Genomic DNA, 15983 nt, shown 5'->3' on the forward strand with positions numbered 1-15983 from the left:
TGCTGGCAGCAACAAGACGGGCATGACCGATTCAGAAGATCATCAAGGTTTCTACGCCACGGTGATCTATCCGAAGTGAGTCATGCCCGCTCTGCCATCGTCGCTGATCTCCTCTTTGTCTGATGCACCGGCTCTGACCGTGCCGGAAACCGCTGCTGGGCTTGCTACGGCGCTCGCCGCGGTGCCTGATCCACGAGCGCGCCGCGGTGTGCGATACCAGCTCAGCGTGGTGGTGACCGCGGTGGTGTGCGCGGTGGTGGCCGGGTATCGCTCGTACGCCGCGATCGCGGAATGGGTGGCCGATGTGCCGGACGCGACGGTCCAAGCCTTGTGCATCGCAGCTGATCGCCGCCCGTCCGAAGCGATGATCCGCCGGTTACTGCAGGCCCTGGACCCGGACCTGCTGACCACAGTGATCGGCGCCTGGCTCGCCGGCCGGACCCCGGCGGACCTCCCGGCAGGTCGCCGGGCGATAGCGGTCGACGGCAAGACACTGCGCGGTTCCCGCACCGCCGACACTGCCGCCGATCACGTGATGGCCGCCTGCGACCAAGCCACCGGCGTAGTCCTGGCCAGCACCGATGTCGACGGCAAGACCAATGAGATCACCCGGTTCGCGCCGCTGCTCGACCAGATCAGCGACCTACGCAGCACGGTGATCACCGCCGACGCGATGCACTGTCAGCGCGACCACGTCACCTACCTCGCCGAACGCGGCGCACACTGGATCCTGACAGTGAAAGGCAACCAGCCCCACCTGCACAAACAGCTCGCCAGCCTGCCCTGGAAAGCGGTCCCGGACGCGACCCGTGACGACGACCGAGGCCACGGCCGCCGCGAGATTCGCACTCTGAAGATCCTGACCGTCTCCACCGGCATCGATTTCCCGAACGCCGCCCAGGCCATACAGATCCGACGCCGACGCCGACGGCTCGACGAGCGGAAACGCTTCACCACCGAGACCGTCTACGCCATCACCGACCTGCGGCTCCACCAGTCCAAACCGCACCAGCTAGCCGCGTGGATCCGCGGACATTGGTCCATCGAGAACAAGATCCACTGGGTGCGGGACGTGACCTACGACGAAGACCGTTCCCAGATCCGCATCGGCACCGGGCAACAAGTCATGGCCGCCCTGCGCAACGCCGCCATCGGCGCCCTACGCCTCGCCGGCGTCACCAACATCGCCGCCGCCAACCGCCATTACGCCCGCGATAGCACCCGCCCACTCGCCCTACTCGGAATCACCTGACGTCTTTGCCGGGGCCCTGCCCCCATCCGGGCCGGATACAGGTGAGGCCATCCCGGCCGGCGGCGATGACGTGACGTCGACGACGATCACCCATCGGAGTGGCTGAGGCACACGTTCGTCACGCTGGGATCGTTCACCGGCCCACCGGCGGAGTGAGCAGAGCATCGCCGCGTGAAGAGGTCCCGGCGCCGGAGCCTGATCCCCGCATGCGCCAAGTCGCCGCCCGAGCGAAAGCGGCAGGTCTCAATCCCTGCTGGATGCGGTTCAAGAATCCCGCCACCGGGCGGTGGGAAGCTCACTCAGTCTGCAGGTCGGCCTGGGGTCAGGCCGCAAGACTCGCATCGTCTCACTGAACTCCGGAGACGAACCCGAAGTGCTGCTTCAACATCCGACTTCCTGCGCACCCAGTCACCGGGGCTGCCGCCAGCGACCGCGGACGGCTACGCGGCGATCCCGAGATGACCGAGGCCCACCTCGCGATGCCGGCACACGGTTCGGCGACCCGGTCAAGGCTGCGGCCGCGATCATCACGGTGGCGGCGAACGGCTCGGCGTCGTTGCACCAACTGCTGGGCTCTGACGTGTACGGCCTGGCGAAGGCCCGCGTCGACGCACTGGCCGCCGGCATCGAGGCAGGTCGTGAGCTGGCCCTGACCACCGATGTCCAGGCGCCGGTGGCCGAAGAGCGGCCGCCTCGTGCCGGTGTCGACGGTGACTCCCGCACTACTGTGAAGTTCTTCGCTACGGCGGGAGGCGCACATGAATCGATCGTGGGCGGCGTGGCTGGCGGGTCTCCTGGTGGCGACTTCCGCCGTTGCAACCGGGGTCGCCGTCAACCAGGCCTACGACAACGGCCGCCTGAGCTGGCCATGGCTGGTCGGTGCGCTGCTGGCCGCGATCGCGAGCGGCTACCTCGCGCGGCGCACGTCACCGGGCGGGCACCGGCTGCGGCTGCGCGCCGCCGGTGCCCGCGGACGGCCTCCACTGCTGGCTGATGTCACGGCCGAGCAGTTGGGCGTCCACGCCGGCGATACCCCCTACGTCAGCCGCGACGTCGATGATCGCCTACGGCAGATGATGCACGACGACCATCGGCTGGTGCTGGTGCACGGTGAGCGCCTGGCCGGGGCGAGCCGCACGGCGTGGGAGGCAGCACGCGATGCTCTCGCCGGTCATCTGGTGCTCGCGTACTTGCACGAGCCGGCAAGTTCTCTGCGGCAGCTGATCGAGCAGGCGGCACGGGATCTTCGCGGTCATCGCGGGGTTCTCTGGCTGGACGGGCTGTCGGCCCTGCAGATGAGCCAGTGGGATCAGTCGTTGCTGCGAGATCTGCCGGACGGCCTTCGGTTGGTGGCGACGGCAGAGACCGCCGTCCTGTCCGGCGAGTTCCTGCCACCGGCCGCCCAGCTCCTGCTGGTCCGCACCGACACGACGGTGGAGGTCGGCGCGCTGAGTGCTGAGGAACGCGCGAGGGTGCTCGCGGAGCCGTCCCTGGCTCATGTCCGCCCTGTCGTCGAGCGTTCCACGCCCGTGCTCATGGGCCGCCTGGCCGGATCGCTGGGTCACATCGAACGGGCGCTCCGCGTCGGCGGGGAGAAGAGCTTCTACCGCATCGCGCTGGTTCGGCTCGTCACCGATTGGCAGCGCATCGGCATGCCCCGCCGGTGCGACCTGACTGCCGTGCGAGATTTGTACGGGCCGTATCTGGGTGACCTGCTCCAGGACCGGCAGTCCGACAGGTTCCCGGTTCTCCGCTTCCGGGATGCTCGGCGTTGGGCGCAGGCGGAGACGGCCGATCGTCCCCGCCTCGTCGACCTGGTTCGGGTTACCGGTGGTGTCAGCCACGTGCCGCATCCGCTGATCAGCGTGGTGGCCGGTGAGGAATGTGCCGGCTGGCAACCGGTAGAGGCGCTGTGGCAGTACGCCGCCCGTGTCCTGTCCGACAAGGACCGGCTGCAGGTTGGCCTGTTGGCGTTCGATCGTGAGGACTACGCGCATGCGTCGCAGATGCTGTCCTCCCCCGAATCGGTGCCGATACCGGCGGCGGTGGCCGTGGAGCTTGCCAAATGGCTCGCCGCGCGCGGCGACACCACCGCGGCGAGACGCTTCTTCCGCAGTGCGATCGAGGCAGGCGACGCCGACTACACCCCTCTCGCCGCGACGAAGCTGGGCGTCCTGGAACTGAGAGCGGGAGACACCGCGGCGGCAAGGCACTGGTTCACGCTGGTGATCGGCAGCCGGCACCCCCTGCTCAGCCCGTTGGCCACGGTACGGCTCGCCGAGACCGAACGCGCCGACGGTGCTGTCGAAGCAGCGCGCCGACTGCTCACGACTGTCGCCGAGACGGAGCCGGGCATCCTCCCGGAGACAGCGATGCAATGGGTCGGCAGCGTCCGGTACCTCGAGGACGAGCCGGAGAGCCGGCCGCCCGACGTGGACGAGGTGCCAGTTGACGGCGCTCATTCGTCCGTCCTCGTCCGAAGCCTCGCTGCGACCAACCTCGCACATCTGGAACAAGAGCAGGGCAATACGCAGGAGGCAAGACACTGGCTGACGGTGGCGGCTGACGCGGGGCACCCGTCGATTGCTCCGCGGGCCATGTACGACTACGCGGCGCTGTTGCGGAAGGACGGTGACATGCAGACGGCGCGCGACTGGTACGTCCGGGCAGTCAACACCGGTCACCGAAGAATTGCCGCAGAGGCCTCGTACAGCCTCGCGAAACTCGAAGCCCAGGAGTCGAACCCGGAACAGGCTCGCCGGTGGTTCCGGCACTGCATCGGAGGAGAACAGCCCGATCTGAGAGCACTGTCCTATTACGATTGGGCCCACCTGGAAAACTCGCTGGGCAATCTGGAAGACACCCGGCAGCTCTACCAAAAAGCCGCGGACACCGATTACCGGCCCACGTCGCTCAGCGCCGCCCTGAACCTGGGAATGCTGGAATTCGGACAGGAACGCGACGATGCCGCGCGGCTCTGGCTCAACAAGGCCGCGGTGGCGAACAGCGGAGAGACCTCGGACAAGGCGAAGGCTCTTCTGGGCGATCTGGAGTGGAGGGGCGGCAACATTCACGGGGCCCGCCACTGGTTTACCGAATACCTCAAGTCGGGCCGCTCCACCAGCCGGGCGCCAGTGCTCTTTAATCTCGGCGAGATCGAGCGAATGCGAAACGACCTCGGGGCGGCCGAGCGCTGTTTCACCGAGGCCGCAGCCGACGACAATGCCGATCTGGCCGCCCTGTCGATGTACAAACTCGGAGTCGTCGCCCGGGATCAGGGAAAGTTCGCCGACGCTCAGAAGTGGTGGGAACGGGTCATCGCGACCGGGCACCTCACCTACTCGCCGCGAGCCACGGAGGCGCTGGTGGACCTCGCCGACCTACCGGTCTCCTGGAACGGCAGCGGCGAACCAGCCGGCGGCACGACCGGACCCGCCTGACCGCTTCCCTGTCTCGCAGCGCGTCGAGGGTGCCGGCGAACCACTTCCGCGACGTCACCTACAACGAAGACCCATCCCAGATCCGCACCGGCAACGGACCACAACTCATGGCCGCCCTACGCAACGCCGCCATCGGAGCGCTACGCACGGCAGGCATCACCAATATCGCCGCAGCCAACCGGCATCACGCCCGCGACAGCAGCCGCCCACCGGCGCTACTCGGCATCATCTGACGACTTTGCCGGGGCCCTGGGTAGTAGATGCGGGCGCCGGGTGAGCCGCGCATGGCGCAGAACGCCCATTGATCCACGGCATCGGCGAGGGATCGGTTGCGGGGTAGCCGGCCAGCACGACCCGGCGGCGGCCGGAAGCGCGGGGGATCGGTGAAATCCCGGCGCAGCACGGCGACGACGGCCAACCCCAGGCGATCTGAGCCCATGGCCACACCAGATCAACGCGCGTTCCCCGACCGTGCCCACCGGCGGGCTGCCGGCGACCCGCCGAGACGGTCTTCTTCTCCCCGCCGGCCGCGCGAGCGCGCACTACGGGGTCCCGAGATTGGTGACTGACCCGAGGGGCGGAGTTACCCGGCGGGGGTGGTGATCGGTGAACGCGGTTCGTCAGCGTCGCGCTGACGACGTGGTAGGGGTGCGCCGGACCATCGTGGTGGCTATGGCCGCCCGTCCGCTGCAGGATCAGGACCTATCTGAGGTCGTTCGGACGACGGCGGGAACGGCACATGCGCCACAGCCGGGAGATGAGCCGGCCCATGGCCTCGTCGCGCGTGCGGTGCACAGCGTTGCTGACGTTCGGGTCGGTCCAGTGGCTGCCGGTCAGGTACGGAAACATCGGGTGCCCCCTGTTGCCGGAACACCCCGGGTGGGCGTTCTCGCCAACATGTCGAATCGGGGCCGTGAATTTCGACTGGGGCGAGGCAGAAATTTCGCTGCACTCGCAGCGAGTCACGTTCTGCGGTCTTGGACGCTCCTGAGCGCACGACAATCGCCGCCCGCCAGGATGGCGCCTCGGGTGGGCGACTTTGAGCTGGTCCAGTACCTGGATGCCGCGCGGGTCTCGGTCACGGACGCCGCCATGACGAGCGGTGCCATAGTTTGGCGGAAATCAAGGGTATCGCTGACCAGGGCGAACGGGCCGGATTGGCAATGGGGCCCGGTTAGGTCGGGCCGAGGCTGAGAGTCGAGGACAGGAAACGGGCGAGGTCGCAAGCGAAGCGGCGCGCGCCGGTGAGTTCGCTGGTGAGGGGGCGAGTGAGATTGGCCGATGCGTCTCCGGAGCGTCGCCGTCATGCGCGGCGCCGTCTGCCGCCGCGCATGAACCGCAAGACGGGACCCCGCCCCATCCATCGCGACAGCCAGCCGTCGCCTCGGCCACCGCGTTGTGAAAGACGTCGCCCTTGGCGCCGACCGAGGCGACGGCACCGGCCTCGGTGAGTCGCCGGGTGTAGCGGATCGCTCGATATTGGACGTCCCTGTCCGATTGACGGATGAGTCCGTCCAGGTGAGCGCCCTGGTTCTCGCGGCGCCAGGTCGCCATCTTCAACGCGTCGAGAGCCAGATCGGTGTAGAGCGACGTGGGGACTTGCACCTTCGCCGTGAAGGTCAGCGACATCACCACCATCCCCGGATACGTCGCGTCCGGCATCGGCCTGGCCCTGGTACCGCCACCGGCCGCCGAGGACGGCCACCAGGTCGTACCCGTCGGCCTCGAGCCACCCGCCGCATCGTGGACCCTGGCCACGGCCAGCTCCGGAGGCCCCGCGCCGAGCCCGGCCGTGCAAGCGTTCCTCGACCTGGTCGACGCGCACATCGGGCGCCGGGACCGCTACTAGAACCCCGCCGGTACCTGCGTCCTGCTTTCGCTTGTGTTGGAGCGCGCTCGAAGCTCTACCGTCGGCGCCATGAACGTGAACGAGCAGTTGGCCGAGGCGCTGCGGCTCGCCGTCGACCCGCCGGGCGGGGTCTCCGTCGAAGCTCTGCAGGATCTGGTCCTCGACGACCGGTCCCGGCAGTGGGACATCGCGACGGCAGCCCAGCATGTCGGGGTGAGCCCGCACACGCTGCGGTACTACGAGCGGGCCGGCCTGGTCACCGTGTCCCGCAATCCGGCCGGGCACCGCGTCTACGACGCTCCGGCGATCCGGCGCCTGGTGTTCCTGACCAGGATGCGTACGTCCGGGATGCCGATCAGCGACCTGCGTCAGTACATCGACCTCGTCGACCGCGGTGACGCCACCATCCCAGACCGCCTCGACCTGCTCGTGGAACACCGGGACACGCTGCGCGCCCAGCTCGCCCAGATCCAACTGGCACTGGCCGCCACCGAATACAAGATCGCGACGTACGGAGGATCCACCCAGCCATGAGCACCGCACAGCATGACGTCACCAGCACCGCCAACCTCGACCGGCGTGACCATGGCCTGGACGTCCTGGCCAAGATCGACGGCCACGCCGGAACGTCGGTGATCGACGCGCTCACCGACGTATCACCCGCGCTGGGTCACCACGTCGCGGCGTTCGCGTTCGGCGACATCTACGACCGGCCCGGACTTGATGCCCGCTCCCGTCAACTGGTCACCATCGGCATCCTGACCGCCCTCGGCGGATGCGAACCGCAGCTCAAGGTCCACGTCGGCGCCGCACTCAATGTCGGCCTCACCCCCGACGAGATTGTCGAAGCGATGCTCCACGCGGCCGTCTACGCAGGTTTCCCGCGCGCCCTGAACGCCACCTTCGCCGCGAAAGAGGTCTTCGACAGCCGCGGCGTACGCCCCTCCTCGGCGGCTGCACCGAGTCGTTGAGGTACGGATGTGGTGATCAAACTTGTTGACGTGCAGGGGGATGGCCTTTCTCGGTGAAGCTGTCTTGACGTCGCGAAGCCCCTGCGCCGGCTGGAGTGGCCCCGTTCGAGGCCATGGCGCCGGGCGCGTGCGTTCGAGATCGGACGGCCAGGATCGCCGGAGGACGTGACCGGCGGGGTCGGTCCGCCGAGCGAGGCGGCGAAGACTGGCGCCGGTTGGTCGTCGACGATGTTGCCCGTGCCGGCCGGCCAGGTCAGCGCATGGAACACCTCGCGGGCCAGCGTTGGTGATGTGGATGAACGACGTCACGGTCGTGGTTGCCGCCACAGCTTCAGGCGGCGGTGCCGGGCTCGTCCCGGCAGGATGAGCGATGCGGTGCCGCGTGTTCGGATACGAGCCGTAGCTGTGCCAGGCGGCGGTTCTGTGGTGGTCCGGCCGCCAGGTGCGCTGCCGTCAGGAGCATACCGAGGCCGAGCACCGCGACCCACAGGGTGTCCGGTCCGAATCGGTCGGCGACGAGGCCGCCGAGGGAAGGGCCGACGAACATCGCGGCGGTCAGGCCGAAGCTGAAGACGCCCTGGTACCGGCCGCGGGCCTCGGGCGGGGCGAGCTCTACGGTCAGGGCGGAGTTCGCCACCGTCATCAGCATCTCGCCGATGGTCCAGACGGCGACGGTCAATGCGTACGCCCACAGGGTGTCGGCGAGCGGCACCAGCCCGAATCCCAGTCCTGCAGCCATGGCGGAAACGGCCAGCACATGCTCGCGACGGCGGTGCTCGGTCAGCCGGAGCAGGAAGAGCTGACCTATCACGATCAATGCCATGTTGACCACGATGACCTGCCCGTAGGACGTCACGTCCAGGCCGTCGGCGGTGAGCGCGACCGGCAGGATCTTGTTGGTCTCGATCATGGTCCACCCGAGCATGGCGAGCCCGACGAAGGTCAGGAAGACCCGGTCCCGGGCGACGGTGCCGGGGCCGGCCGGTGTGGTCGCCGTCGTGGCCGGGGCGGGCCGGGTCTCGGGCACCTTCCATGCCAGCAGCAGGGTCGAGAACAGCAGCACACCGGCGTTCAGCGCGAACAGCAGCGCCGGTTCCACCCGGACGAGAAGGCCCGCGAGCAGCGCCGCTGCACCGGATCCGAGGTTGAAAGCCCAGTAGTTCAGGTTCAGGGCCCGGCCCCGATCGGCGACGGCGACGACATCGATGATCGATGCGGTGAACGCCGGCCGGACGGCTCCGAGGAACACACCGAGCAACGTGGACAAGATCAGGATTGACGCCCGGCCGGTGGCGTGCCCGAGGAATAGCATCGTGATCGCGGCGGGTAGGCCCGCGGCGAGCATTGTCGGGCGCCGTCCCCACCGGTCGGCGAGGATGCCGCCTGGTAGCGCGCCCAGTGCGGTGCCGGCTCCGCCCAGACCGATGACCAACCCGGCGTACGCGGCGTCGAAATGCCGTACGGACAACAGGTAGACACCGAGGTAGAGCTGCCCCACCGCCCCGGTCCGGTTGATCAGCGAAGCCGTCCACAGGTACCAGAACGTGACCGGCAACCCGCCCACGATCTGACGCCACCACTTGCTCATAAGAAGAACACGCTCGACTTTCTTGGGTCTCGGCTCGTTGGCGACGGCGACGCTACGTGGTGCGGCGCCCTCAGTCTTGATCCACTTCTGGCAAACTGGACCAATGTTCGAAGCCTCCGGTGCGGGATTCGTCTCCGCCCTGGGCGCGTGGCGGCAGCTCTCAGGCCCGCTCACCGACGCGCTCGCCGCCGCCATCCGTACCGCCGTCCTCGACGGCCGGATCCCGGTCGGCACCCGGCTGCCCTCGGAGCGCTCCCTGGCCGTGACCCTGCGGGTGAGTCGCGGCACCATCGTGACGGCGCTGGCCACGCTGCGCGACTCCGGGTGGTTACACACGCGGCACGGCAGTGGCAGCGCCATCCACCTTCCGCCGGACGTCACCGGCCGCACCGCGCCGTGGTCGACGAGCCACGGTGCGGTCCTCGATCTCACTCGCGCGGTGCCCGCCGCTCCGCACACCGCCTACCTGGAGGCCAGCCGGCGGGCAGTACAGCGCTCGGCGACCCTGCTGATGGACGCCGCCGAACCGGACGCCGGCCTGCCGCCACTGCGTGAGCTGCTGGCCGACCGGTACACCCGCGAAGGGCTGCCCACCCGCCCCGAGCAGATCCTGGTCACCTCCGGCGCCCGCGCCGCCCTCACCCTGCTGGTCGACGACCTGGCCGACCGCACCCGACCGATCCTGGTGGAGAGTCCCACCTACCACGGCGCGCTCGGCATCCTGCAGCGACACCGCGCCCGGCTCGCCGCGGTACCCGTCACCACCGACGGCTGGGACGCCGCCCACCTGTCCCACACGGTGCAGGCGGCACGGCCGAAACTGGCCTACCTGATACCCGACTTCCACAACCCGACCGGTGCTCTCATGCCGCCCGAACTGCGTACCGCGGTCGCCGGCCTGGCCGGCCGCCACGACATGACGGTCATCGTCGACGAGACCCTGCGCGACCTGGACCTACGCGTCCCTACCACGCCGATCACACACCTGGCCGGCCCCGGAGTCGTCACCATCGGCTCCACCAGCAAACTCGTGTGGGGCGGGCTACGCGTCGGCTGGCTTCGCGCCGACGCGTCACGCGTCCGTGAGCTCCAGCTCAACCCGCTACAGGCACGGTTGTCCCCGCCGCCGCTGGAACAACTCATCGCCTGCGAGCTGCTCAGCGACCCCCATGAGATGCTCCACGACCGCCGTGACCGGCTCCGGGCCCAGCGCGACCACCTCGCCACTCTCCTCGACGGCGCCGCCGACTGGAGTTTCACCGTCCCACCCGGCGGTCTCTGCCTGTGGCTGCGCCTGCACGACGCCGACGCGACAGCGCTTGCCGCCCGTACCGCCGACCTGGGGTTGAACTTGTCTGCGGGACCGGCGTTCTCCGCTGACCGCACGCTCACCCGCTACCTGCGTATCCCCTTCACCGGAACCTCCGAAGATCTGACCCGGGCGGTCGGCGTGCTCGTGCAAGCCATGGGTCACTAGCCACGCTGGAGAAGCCGGCGGAGCAATGATGGTTCCCCGGTCGATTCTCGGCCCAAGAGATATTCACTTCAGCCAAGAGCGATGGTGAGTGGAACTGCCCAGTTGGCCGCTACCGTGCCGGCCTGGAGCTCCATTGCTGCAGCCGGAGTGCCTCGATGCCGTCGAGGAGCAGATCGAGGGTGAACTCGAATTCGAACTGGTCGTCACAGCGGGAGCCGACGGCCGACTGCTCGTCGTGGTCTGCCCGCGCCGCGACTTTCGCGAGATGCGGATAAGTGCCCGCCAACGCGCGGGCTGTGGCCGCCGACGCATCCGGGTCCACGGCCGCGGGTGGAGCGAAGAGCTCCTGGCTGAATCCGAGGAGGCGGCTTCCCAGCGCATGCATCACGTGATGGGTCAGATCGACAGAGAGGCCGCCGCTCAAGAGCATCCCGATCATCGAATCCATGTACGCCAGCACGGCCGGCGTGGGCGTGGTGCGTGACTCGATCACGCGTGAAGCCCAGGGATGACCCAGGAGCGCCTGCCGCGCGGAGAGGATCCGCCGCCGAACGGCCGTGCTCCAGTCGAGCCCTTCACCGGGCGGATCGATCGCGCTGACGACAACATCGATCATGCCGTCCAAGAGTTCGTCCTTGTTCGCGACGTGTTTGTACAGCGCCATCGGGACGACGCCGAGTTCCTGAGCGAGATTGCGCATGCTGACGGAGTCGATACCGCTCTGGTTAGCGAGCGCGATAGCGGTGCGCAGGATGCGATCCCGGCTCAGTGGGTTCCGGCGTGCGCCGTCCGCCCGCTCCACCATCGAGTCTCCCTTCGTCGCCGCTTCCGCCGCTGCGATCTTGACAGGTGTACAGCGTACACCGTAGCTTTCCGGTCATCAGGTGTACGCCGTACACCGAATCATGCAAGGAGGAGCTGATATGCGTCCCACCCGAGGAACCGCAGTAGCAGCCGGAGTGTTCTTCCTGATCACGGAGGTGGCTGCGATAGCGGGCCTGTTGCTGTATCAGCCGGCGCTGAGCGACGCGAACTATGTCATCGGGGCCGGCGCCGACAACCGGGTGCTCGCGGGTGGACTGCTCGAACTGGTCCTCGTCGCCGCCATCGTGGGTAGCGGCGTCACCCTGTACCCGATCGTCAGGGAGCAGAGCCGCAGTGTCGCTCTCGGCTATCTCTGCACCCGGCTGCTGGAGGCCGCCGTCATTCTCGTCGGGATCGTCAGTGTCCTGTCGGTGGTGACGCTACGGCGGGATCTCGCGGGCGCCCCCGGCGCTGCCAGCACGGCATTCGTCCCCGTCGGCAAGGCGCTGGTCGCCGTCCACGACTGGACGTTCCTGCTCGGACCGAACGTCCTGCTGGGTGCCAACAGCCTCCTGCTCGCCTACCTGATGCACCGGTCCCGGATCGTGCCGCGCATCATCACCGCGCTGGGGCTCATCGGAGGCCCGCTCATCTGCCTGTCGGCGACCGCCGTGATGTTCGGTCTCTACGAGCAGGTCTCCACGATCGGTTCGGTGGCCGCCCTGCCCGTGTTCGCCTGGGAAGTCAGCCTTGCCGTCTACCTGATCGCCAAAGGGTTCAACCCGCCGCGGGCGATCGCGGGGGACATCGCGCCGGCTGAACGACGGGTAGGCGTGGCTGCCGTGTGAGAGTCCGCCTCGTTGACGGCGACGTTAACGGCTCGCCAACTATCTCGCTAATGCAATGGGTGCCAGAAGAGGGCGTCTGTGGCGGCGGGGAGATCATTGCGGACAGGACCTGCTATCGGGGCGCCACTCTCGGCATGATTCTTCGTTCGCCGGTGGTGGCCATCGAGTGCATCAAGCCACTGGCGAGCGGGATCAGCCGGGCCAGGCCCGGCTGTCCGTCGCGCCGGGCCAGTTCGGGACCGAGACGGGTCATCAGCAGAGTGAGCGCCGGGAGCGGCCTGACGTAGAGGGTGATGTTGCTGATCAGGCCGTCGGCGTTCAAGCGCAGCCGCTGGGCTTCGTACAAGCGCGTTGCGCCGATCCTCGCCTCGTAGAAAAGCGCTACGGTTCGACCCTCGGAAACTTGGTCGGTGTAAGTGATCTCATCGATCGCGGTCAGAGCCACGTCAAGCAAGGTGTGTACTTGCCGGTGGCCTCGGAAGACGAACTGTTCGGTGATCGGCGAGACCAGAGTGACGTCCGGGCTGAGAGCGGCGACCGCACCGGCGGCGTCACCGGCCTCGCCGGCGGCCCGCCATGCGGTGACGGCGTCGAACGATTGAACCACGGAAACTCCCATGCCTGCGGTTTTCGTGCGGGGTGGACTCCGGTGTTACATGAACGCTGCCCTGATGATGCCCGCTTCCGTCAACGCCCTCATCTCGGCTGACTGGAAAACAGGCATGAGTGGCAGGCGGCAGCGCCCGGGCGGAGCCCGGCAGGGGGAGTGGGTCTTGGAGCAGCTTCAGGCGAGTACTGGTTCGTGACCTGCGTGTGTCGGCAGCGACCTGACCGAGCTGCTCGTCCCGGAGGTCGCCTTGTGGCTGCCTGTGAAGCGCAGAAGACGGCCCGCGTGCCGCGCGAACCGGAGCCGAGACTCGGCGGAGCCCGCTGATGAAAGAATGGCCGCACTGTGGTCATGCAGCGGGCGCCAGGTGGGCGAAGGTCGCGATCCTCCGCCCACCGATACGCCGTCAGATGCTCTGGGACCGGTTGCTGTCGTCGGCCACCAGCGTGGCCAGGTATTCCTGCGCGGTGACCGACTGGGACAGTGAAGCTGACTGTCCGGCCCAGAGGTTGGTATAGCGCGAGTCGTCGCGGGCGGCGGCGGCGCGACGCAGGGGCTGCATCAGCGCGTTGTGCACCGGGTACTCGGGTACGTTTGCCTCTTCCGCCGCGAGTTCCCGGATCAGCGGGTTGATGATCGCTCGCGCGTGGCGGCCGGAGAACAGTCGGGTGAGCACGGTCATCCGGGCGTCGGGACCGGTGAGCGCAGCCTTGTGGATCGGGCTCGCCCCCGATTGTGTCGTTGCCAGGAAGCCGGTTCCGATCTGTACGCCCGCGGCGCCGAGCGCGAGCGCCGCGGTCACACCGCGACGGTCGGCGATGCCCCCGGCCGCGACGACAGGGATGCGGACGGCGTCGACGACCTGTGGAAGGAGCGAGAACGTTCCCACCAGTGACTCGGCGACAGGTCGCAGGAAGGCGCCCCGATGCCCGCCGGCGTCGCTGCCGGAGGCGACCACGACGTCGAGTCCCGCGGCTTCCACGGCCACTGCCTCGTCGACGGTGGTGGCGGTGCCGATCGTCACGATTCCTCGGCGGCGTGCCTCGGCTACCACGTCGGCGCTCGGCGTGCCCATGACGAAACTGATCACCGGTGGCTGCGCTGCCAGCAGAGCGTCCACCTGATCGTCGAAGACCGGCGGCGGTGTGTACGAAGTCGGCGCCGGCATGCCGAGGCGCTCGTAGAGCGGCCGGAGTCGTTCGAAGTCCGCGGGTGACGGGCGCAGGCCTGCCTCATGCGGGTGCGGCACCCACAGGTTCACGTTGAACGGCCGGTCCCGGGGCACCGCCGACTTGAGGTCGGTGACGAGAGCCGTGATCGCCTCGGGGTCCAGGTGGTGCGCACCGAACGAGCCGAGGCCGCCGGCGCCGCTGACCGCGGTGACGAGTGCGACGCTCGACAAGCCACCGCCGAACGGGCCCTGGATGATCGGAACATCGATTCCCAGCAGTTCGGTCAGCCGGGCGCTCATGCCGCACCGACCAGTCGGCCAAGGCGCAGTTCGACCGCGACCCGGGCGACCCGGCGGCCGAGGTGCTCGGCGGTGCGCAGGTCGGCCGTCCCCGGCGCGTCATCCGGGCCGGCGTCGGAGGGTGCCTGCGCCATCGCGCCGAGGAACCCACCCAGGCGATTGAGATCCTCCACATCACCGGCGGTGGAATAGAGCCACCCGGGTGGCAGCCCGAGTGAAACCCAGTGCATGCCGTGCTGGGCGGCGAACACCGCCAGCGACGACAGGGTGTTGAGTTTGTCGCCGTTGACACCGGCGGACGTGGTGAACCCTGCAGCGATCTTGTCGCGCCAACCCTGCTGCGCCCAGACCGACCCGCTGGCCTCGGCGAACGCCTGGAAGACGGCGGACTGGCTGCCCATGTAGGTGGGGGTGCCGAAGATGATCGCCTCGGCGTCGGTGAGCGCCTGCCACAGCGGCTCGTCCAGTGCGGAGATGTCGTGCAGGGCGGCGGTGACCCCGGGAACCGACGCCGCGCCGGAGGCGACGGCCCGAGCTTGACGCGCGGTATGGCCGTAGCCGCTGTGGTACGCGATGACGACACTGATGGACATGTCGTCCTCCTTCCAAGAGGTGATGACAGCAACGTAGACGACCGGTCAACTAAAAGATAGTTGACCGCTCGTATACTCGTCCCATGGGTCGAACCAGTACCGCTCGTGACCGGCTGCGCGACAGCGCCTGTGAGCTGCTACACACTCGTGGCTACGCCGCCGTCGGGGTGGCCGAGATCTGCGTACGCGCCGATGTCCGTAAGGGCAGCTTCTACCACTTCTTCGAGTCCAAGCAGGCACTGACCATCGAGGTGATCGACACCCATTGGCAGGCCCAGCGAACAGGGTGGCGCGAGCTGCTCACCGGGCCTGAACCGGCCTTGGAACGCCTCCAGCGCCTCATCGCCTGGCTCGTCGAGACACAACGGCAGGGGTGGCAGGAGACCGGCCGGGTCGACGGATGCCTGCTGGGCAACCTGGCGATCGAATTGAGCAACCAAGAGGCCGCCGTACAGCAGCGCCTCACCGCGGCCTTCGCCGAGCAGGCCGAACTCGTCCATGCTGCACTGGCCGATGGTGTGCGGGACGGCAGTATCGCGCCCGGATACGCCGACCGGGCCACCGCGCGGGCCGTGGTCGCGCAGATCGAGGGTGCCGTGCTGCTGGCGAAACTCGCCGGCGGCGTGGGATCGCTCGACGATCTGTGGCCGCACGTCCGACGACTCGTAGCTGTCGACCCATCAACAGATGGATCAACCGGCAACTGAGCCCGCTACTGCTGCGGACAATCGCTCGCCCGTCTCATTTTTGCGTGAGGACACTGCGCACTCTCCTCGGCAGTTCAATGAGTCGCCTGTCGAGATAGCCGTGCCGGCCTTGTTCTTCGGCGCCTTGAGTTTCCTGGTCGTGGGACCGGCGTTACTGGCAATGGCGTCAAGCAGGAGACCCCGGACACACTCCGGAGGGCAGACCGCGCCAGTATGGGATAGACACAGGTGAGGGGCAGGCGGATTGTTCCGCTCTGCCCCTCACCTGTGCTGGTGTGCCTTACCGGCGTACGCGCTTCGCCCACAGGGGGGTGACGACGGCGATCAGACCGGCGGCGGCGGCGATCTGGACGATGTGGCGGATCCAGTCGATGCC

General features: G+C 68.2%; 14 protein-coding genes and 1 pseudogene. 9 read left to right on the forward strand and 6 right to left on the reverse strand.

Features of this window, described 5'->3' with window-relative positions; translation table 11 throughout:
* Positions 1-82: 82 nt before the first annotated feature.
* The 3 genes from BC793_RS47240 (at position 83) to BC793_RS47255 (ending at position 4925) form a co-directional block, all read left to right on the forward strand.
* Positions 83-1252: an ISAs1 family transposase gene (locus tag BC793_RS47240; RefSeq protein ID WP_239170740.1), complete on the forward strand. Its 1170-nt coding sequence runs from the start codon at positions 83-85 to the stop codon at positions 1250-1252.
* 758 nt (positions 1253-2010) lie between these two features.
* Entirely contained in the window at positions 2011-4692 is a 2682-nt protein-coding gene (locus BC793_RS47250; protein WP_109603196.1) for a tetratricopeptide repeat protein, read from the forward strand.
* Between the two features lie 29 nt (positions 4693-4721).
* Positions 4722-4925 (forward strand): hypothetical protein, encoded by a 204-nt coding sequence (locus BC793_RS47255; protein ID WP_239170743.1) that lies wholly within the window; start codon positions 4722-4724, stop codon positions 4923-4925.
* A 20-nt stretch (positions 4926-4945) separates the two neighbouring features.
* On the opposite strand, the pseudogene BC793_RS52135 reads toward BC793_RS47255, so the two are convergent.
* Positions 4946-5088, reverse strand: a pseudogene (locus BC793_RS52135) (IS110 family transposase); the annotation flags it as partial.
* Positions 5089-6283: 1195 nt separating this feature from the next.
* Here BC793_RS52135 and BC793_RS47265 point away from each other — a divergent pair.
* The 3 genes from BC793_RS47265 to BC793_RS47275 all read left to right on the forward strand — a co-directional run bounded on the left by BC793_RS47265 (position 6284) and on the right by BC793_RS47275 (position 7512).
* On the forward strand, positions 6284-6541 hold the full coding sequence (locus BC793_RS47265; RefSeq protein ID WP_109603197.1) for a LysR family transcriptional regulator substrate-binding protein: 258 nt from the start codon (positions 6284-6286) through the stop codon (positions 6539-6541).
* A gap of 69 nt (positions 6542-6610) precedes the next feature.
* Positions 6611-7075 carry a MerR family transcriptional regulator gene (locus BC793_RS47270; protein ID WP_043528791.1) on the forward strand — a complete coding sequence of 155 codons (465 nt, stop codon included), beginning with the start codon at positions 6611-6613 and terminating at the stop codon, positions 7073-7075.
* Positions 7072-7512 (forward strand): carboxymuconolactone decarboxylase family protein, encoded by a 441-nt coding sequence (locus tag BC793_RS47275; RefSeq protein ID WP_109603198.1) that lies wholly within the window; start codon positions 7072-7074, stop codon positions 7510-7512. The genes BC793_RS47270 and BC793_RS47275 overlap by 4 nt, the downstream gene beginning before the upstream one ends.
* Before the next feature lie 331 nt (positions 7513-7843).
* Here BC793_RS47275 and BC793_RS47280 read toward each other — a convergent pair whose 3' ends face one another.
* Complete coding sequence (locus tag BC793_RS47280; RefSeq protein WP_109603199.1) at positions 7844-9100, reverse strand: MFS transporter; 1257 nt, start codon at positions 9098-9100, stop codon at positions 7844-7846.
* A 103-nt stretch (positions 9101-9203) separates the two neighbouring features.
* On the opposite strand from BC793_RS47280, the gene BC793_RS47285 reads away from it, so the two are divergent.
* On the forward strand, positions 9204-10577 hold the full coding sequence (locus BC793_RS47285) for an aminotransferase-like domain-containing protein (RefSeq protein ID WP_109603200.1): 1374 nt from the start codon (positions 9204-9206) through the stop codon (positions 10575-10577).
* Positions 10578-10686: 109 nt separating this feature from the next.
* Here BC793_RS47285 and BC793_RS47290 read toward each other — a convergent pair whose 3' ends face one another.
* Positions 10687-11382: a TetR/AcrR family transcriptional regulator gene (locus tag BC793_RS47290; RefSeq protein WP_109603201.1), complete on the reverse strand. Its 696-nt coding sequence runs from the start codon at positions 11380-11382 to the stop codon at positions 10687-10689.
* A gap of 118 nt (positions 11383-11500) precedes the next feature.
* Here BC793_RS47290 and BC793_RS47295 point away from each other — a divergent pair, with 118 nt between their 5' ends.
* On the forward strand, positions 11501-12229 hold the full coding sequence (locus BC793_RS47295; protein ID WP_109603202.1) for a DUF4386 domain-containing protein: 729 nt from the start codon (positions 11501-11503) through the stop codon (positions 12227-12229).
* Positions 12230-12341: 112 nt separating this feature from the next.
* On the opposite strand, the gene BC793_RS47300 is transcribed toward BC793_RS47295, so the two are convergent.
* The 3 genes from BC793_RS47300 to BC793_RS47310 all read right to left on the reverse strand — a co-directional run bounded on the left by BC793_RS47300 (position 12342) and on the right by BC793_RS47310 (position 14900).
* Positions 12342-12848, reverse strand: coding sequence for a nuclear transport factor 2 family protein (locus tag BC793_RS47300; RefSeq protein WP_146246789.1), 507 nt, complete (start codon positions 12846-12848; stop codon positions 12342-12344).
* 394 nt (positions 12849-13242) lie between these two features.
* Positions 13243-14307: an NAD(P)H-dependent flavin oxidoreductase gene (locus BC793_RS47305; RefSeq protein ID WP_109603204.1), complete on the reverse strand. Its 1065-nt coding sequence runs from the start codon at positions 14305-14307 to the stop codon at positions 13243-13245.
* The gene (locus BC793_RS47310; protein WP_109603205.1) at positions 14304-14900 is read right to left on the reverse strand and encodes a flavodoxin family protein; all 597 of its coding nucleotides are present in this window, start codon (positions 14898-14900) and stop codon (positions 14304-14306) included. Before BC793_RS47310 ends, BC793_RS47305 begins: the two co-directional genes overlap by 4 nt.
* Before the next feature lie 83 nt (positions 14901-14983).
* Between BC793_RS47310 and BC793_RS47315 the strand changes: the two genes are divergently transcribed.
* The gene (locus tag BC793_RS47315; RefSeq protein WP_109603206.1) at positions 14984-15607 is read left to right on the forward strand and encodes a TetR/AcrR family transcriptional regulator; all 624 of its coding nucleotides are present in this window, start codon (positions 14984-14986) and stop codon (positions 15605-15607) included.
* Positions 15608-15983: the final 376 nt, after the last annotated feature.

Source organism: Actinoplanes xinjiangensis (genome assembly GCF_003148685.1).
GTDB lineage: Bacteria > Actinomycetota > Actinomycetes > Mycobacteriales > Micromonosporaceae > Actinoplanes > Actinoplanes xinjiangensis.

Coding starts and splice junctions, on each gene's coding strand:
- BC793_RS47240 (WP_239170740.1), top strand. CDS start 83: ATGCCCGCTCTGCCATCGTCGCTGATCTCCTCTTTGTCTGATGCACCG.
- BC793_RS47250 (WP_109603196.1), top strand. CDS start 2,011: ATGAATCGATCGTGGGCGGCGTGGCTGGCGGGTCTCCTGGTGGCGACT.
- BC793_RS47270 (WP_043528791.1), top strand. CDS start 6,611: ATGAACGTGAACGAGCAGTTGGCCGAGGCGCTGCGGCTCGCCGTCGAC.
- BC793_RS47275 (WP_109603198.1), top strand. CDS start 7,072: ATGAGCACCGCACAGCATGACGTCACCAGCACCGCCAACCTCGACCGG.
- BC793_RS47280 (WP_109603199.1), bottom strand. CDS start 9,100: ATGAGCAAGTGGTGGCGTCAGATCGTGGGCGGGTTGCCGGTCACGTTC.
- BC793_RS47285 (WP_109603200.1), top strand. CDS start 9,204: ATGTTCGAAGCCTCCGGTGCGGGATTCGTCTCCGCCCTGGGCGCGTGG.
- BC793_RS47290 (WP_109603201.1), bottom strand. CDS start 11,382: ATGGTGGAGCGGGCGGACGGCGCACGCCGGAACCCACTGAGCCGGGAT.
- BC793_RS47295 (WP_109603202.1), top strand. CDS start 11,501: ATGCGTCCCACCCGAGGAACCGCAGTAGCAGCCGGAGTGTTCTTCCTG.
- BC793_RS47300 (WP_146246789.1), bottom strand. CDS start 12,848: ATGGGAGTTTCCGTGGTTCAATCGTTCGACGCCGTCACCGCATGGCGG.
- BC793_RS47305 (WP_109603204.1), bottom strand. CDS start 14,307: ATGAGCGCCCGGCTGACCGAACTGCTGGGAATCGATGTTCCGATCATC.
- BC793_RS47310 (WP_109603205.1), bottom strand. CDS start 14,900: ATGTCCATCAGTGTCGTCATCGCGTACCACAGCGGCTACGGCCATACC.
- BC793_RS47315 (WP_109603206.1), top strand. CDS start 14,984: ATGGGTCGAACCAGTACCGCTCGTGACCGGCTGCGCGACAGCGCCTGT.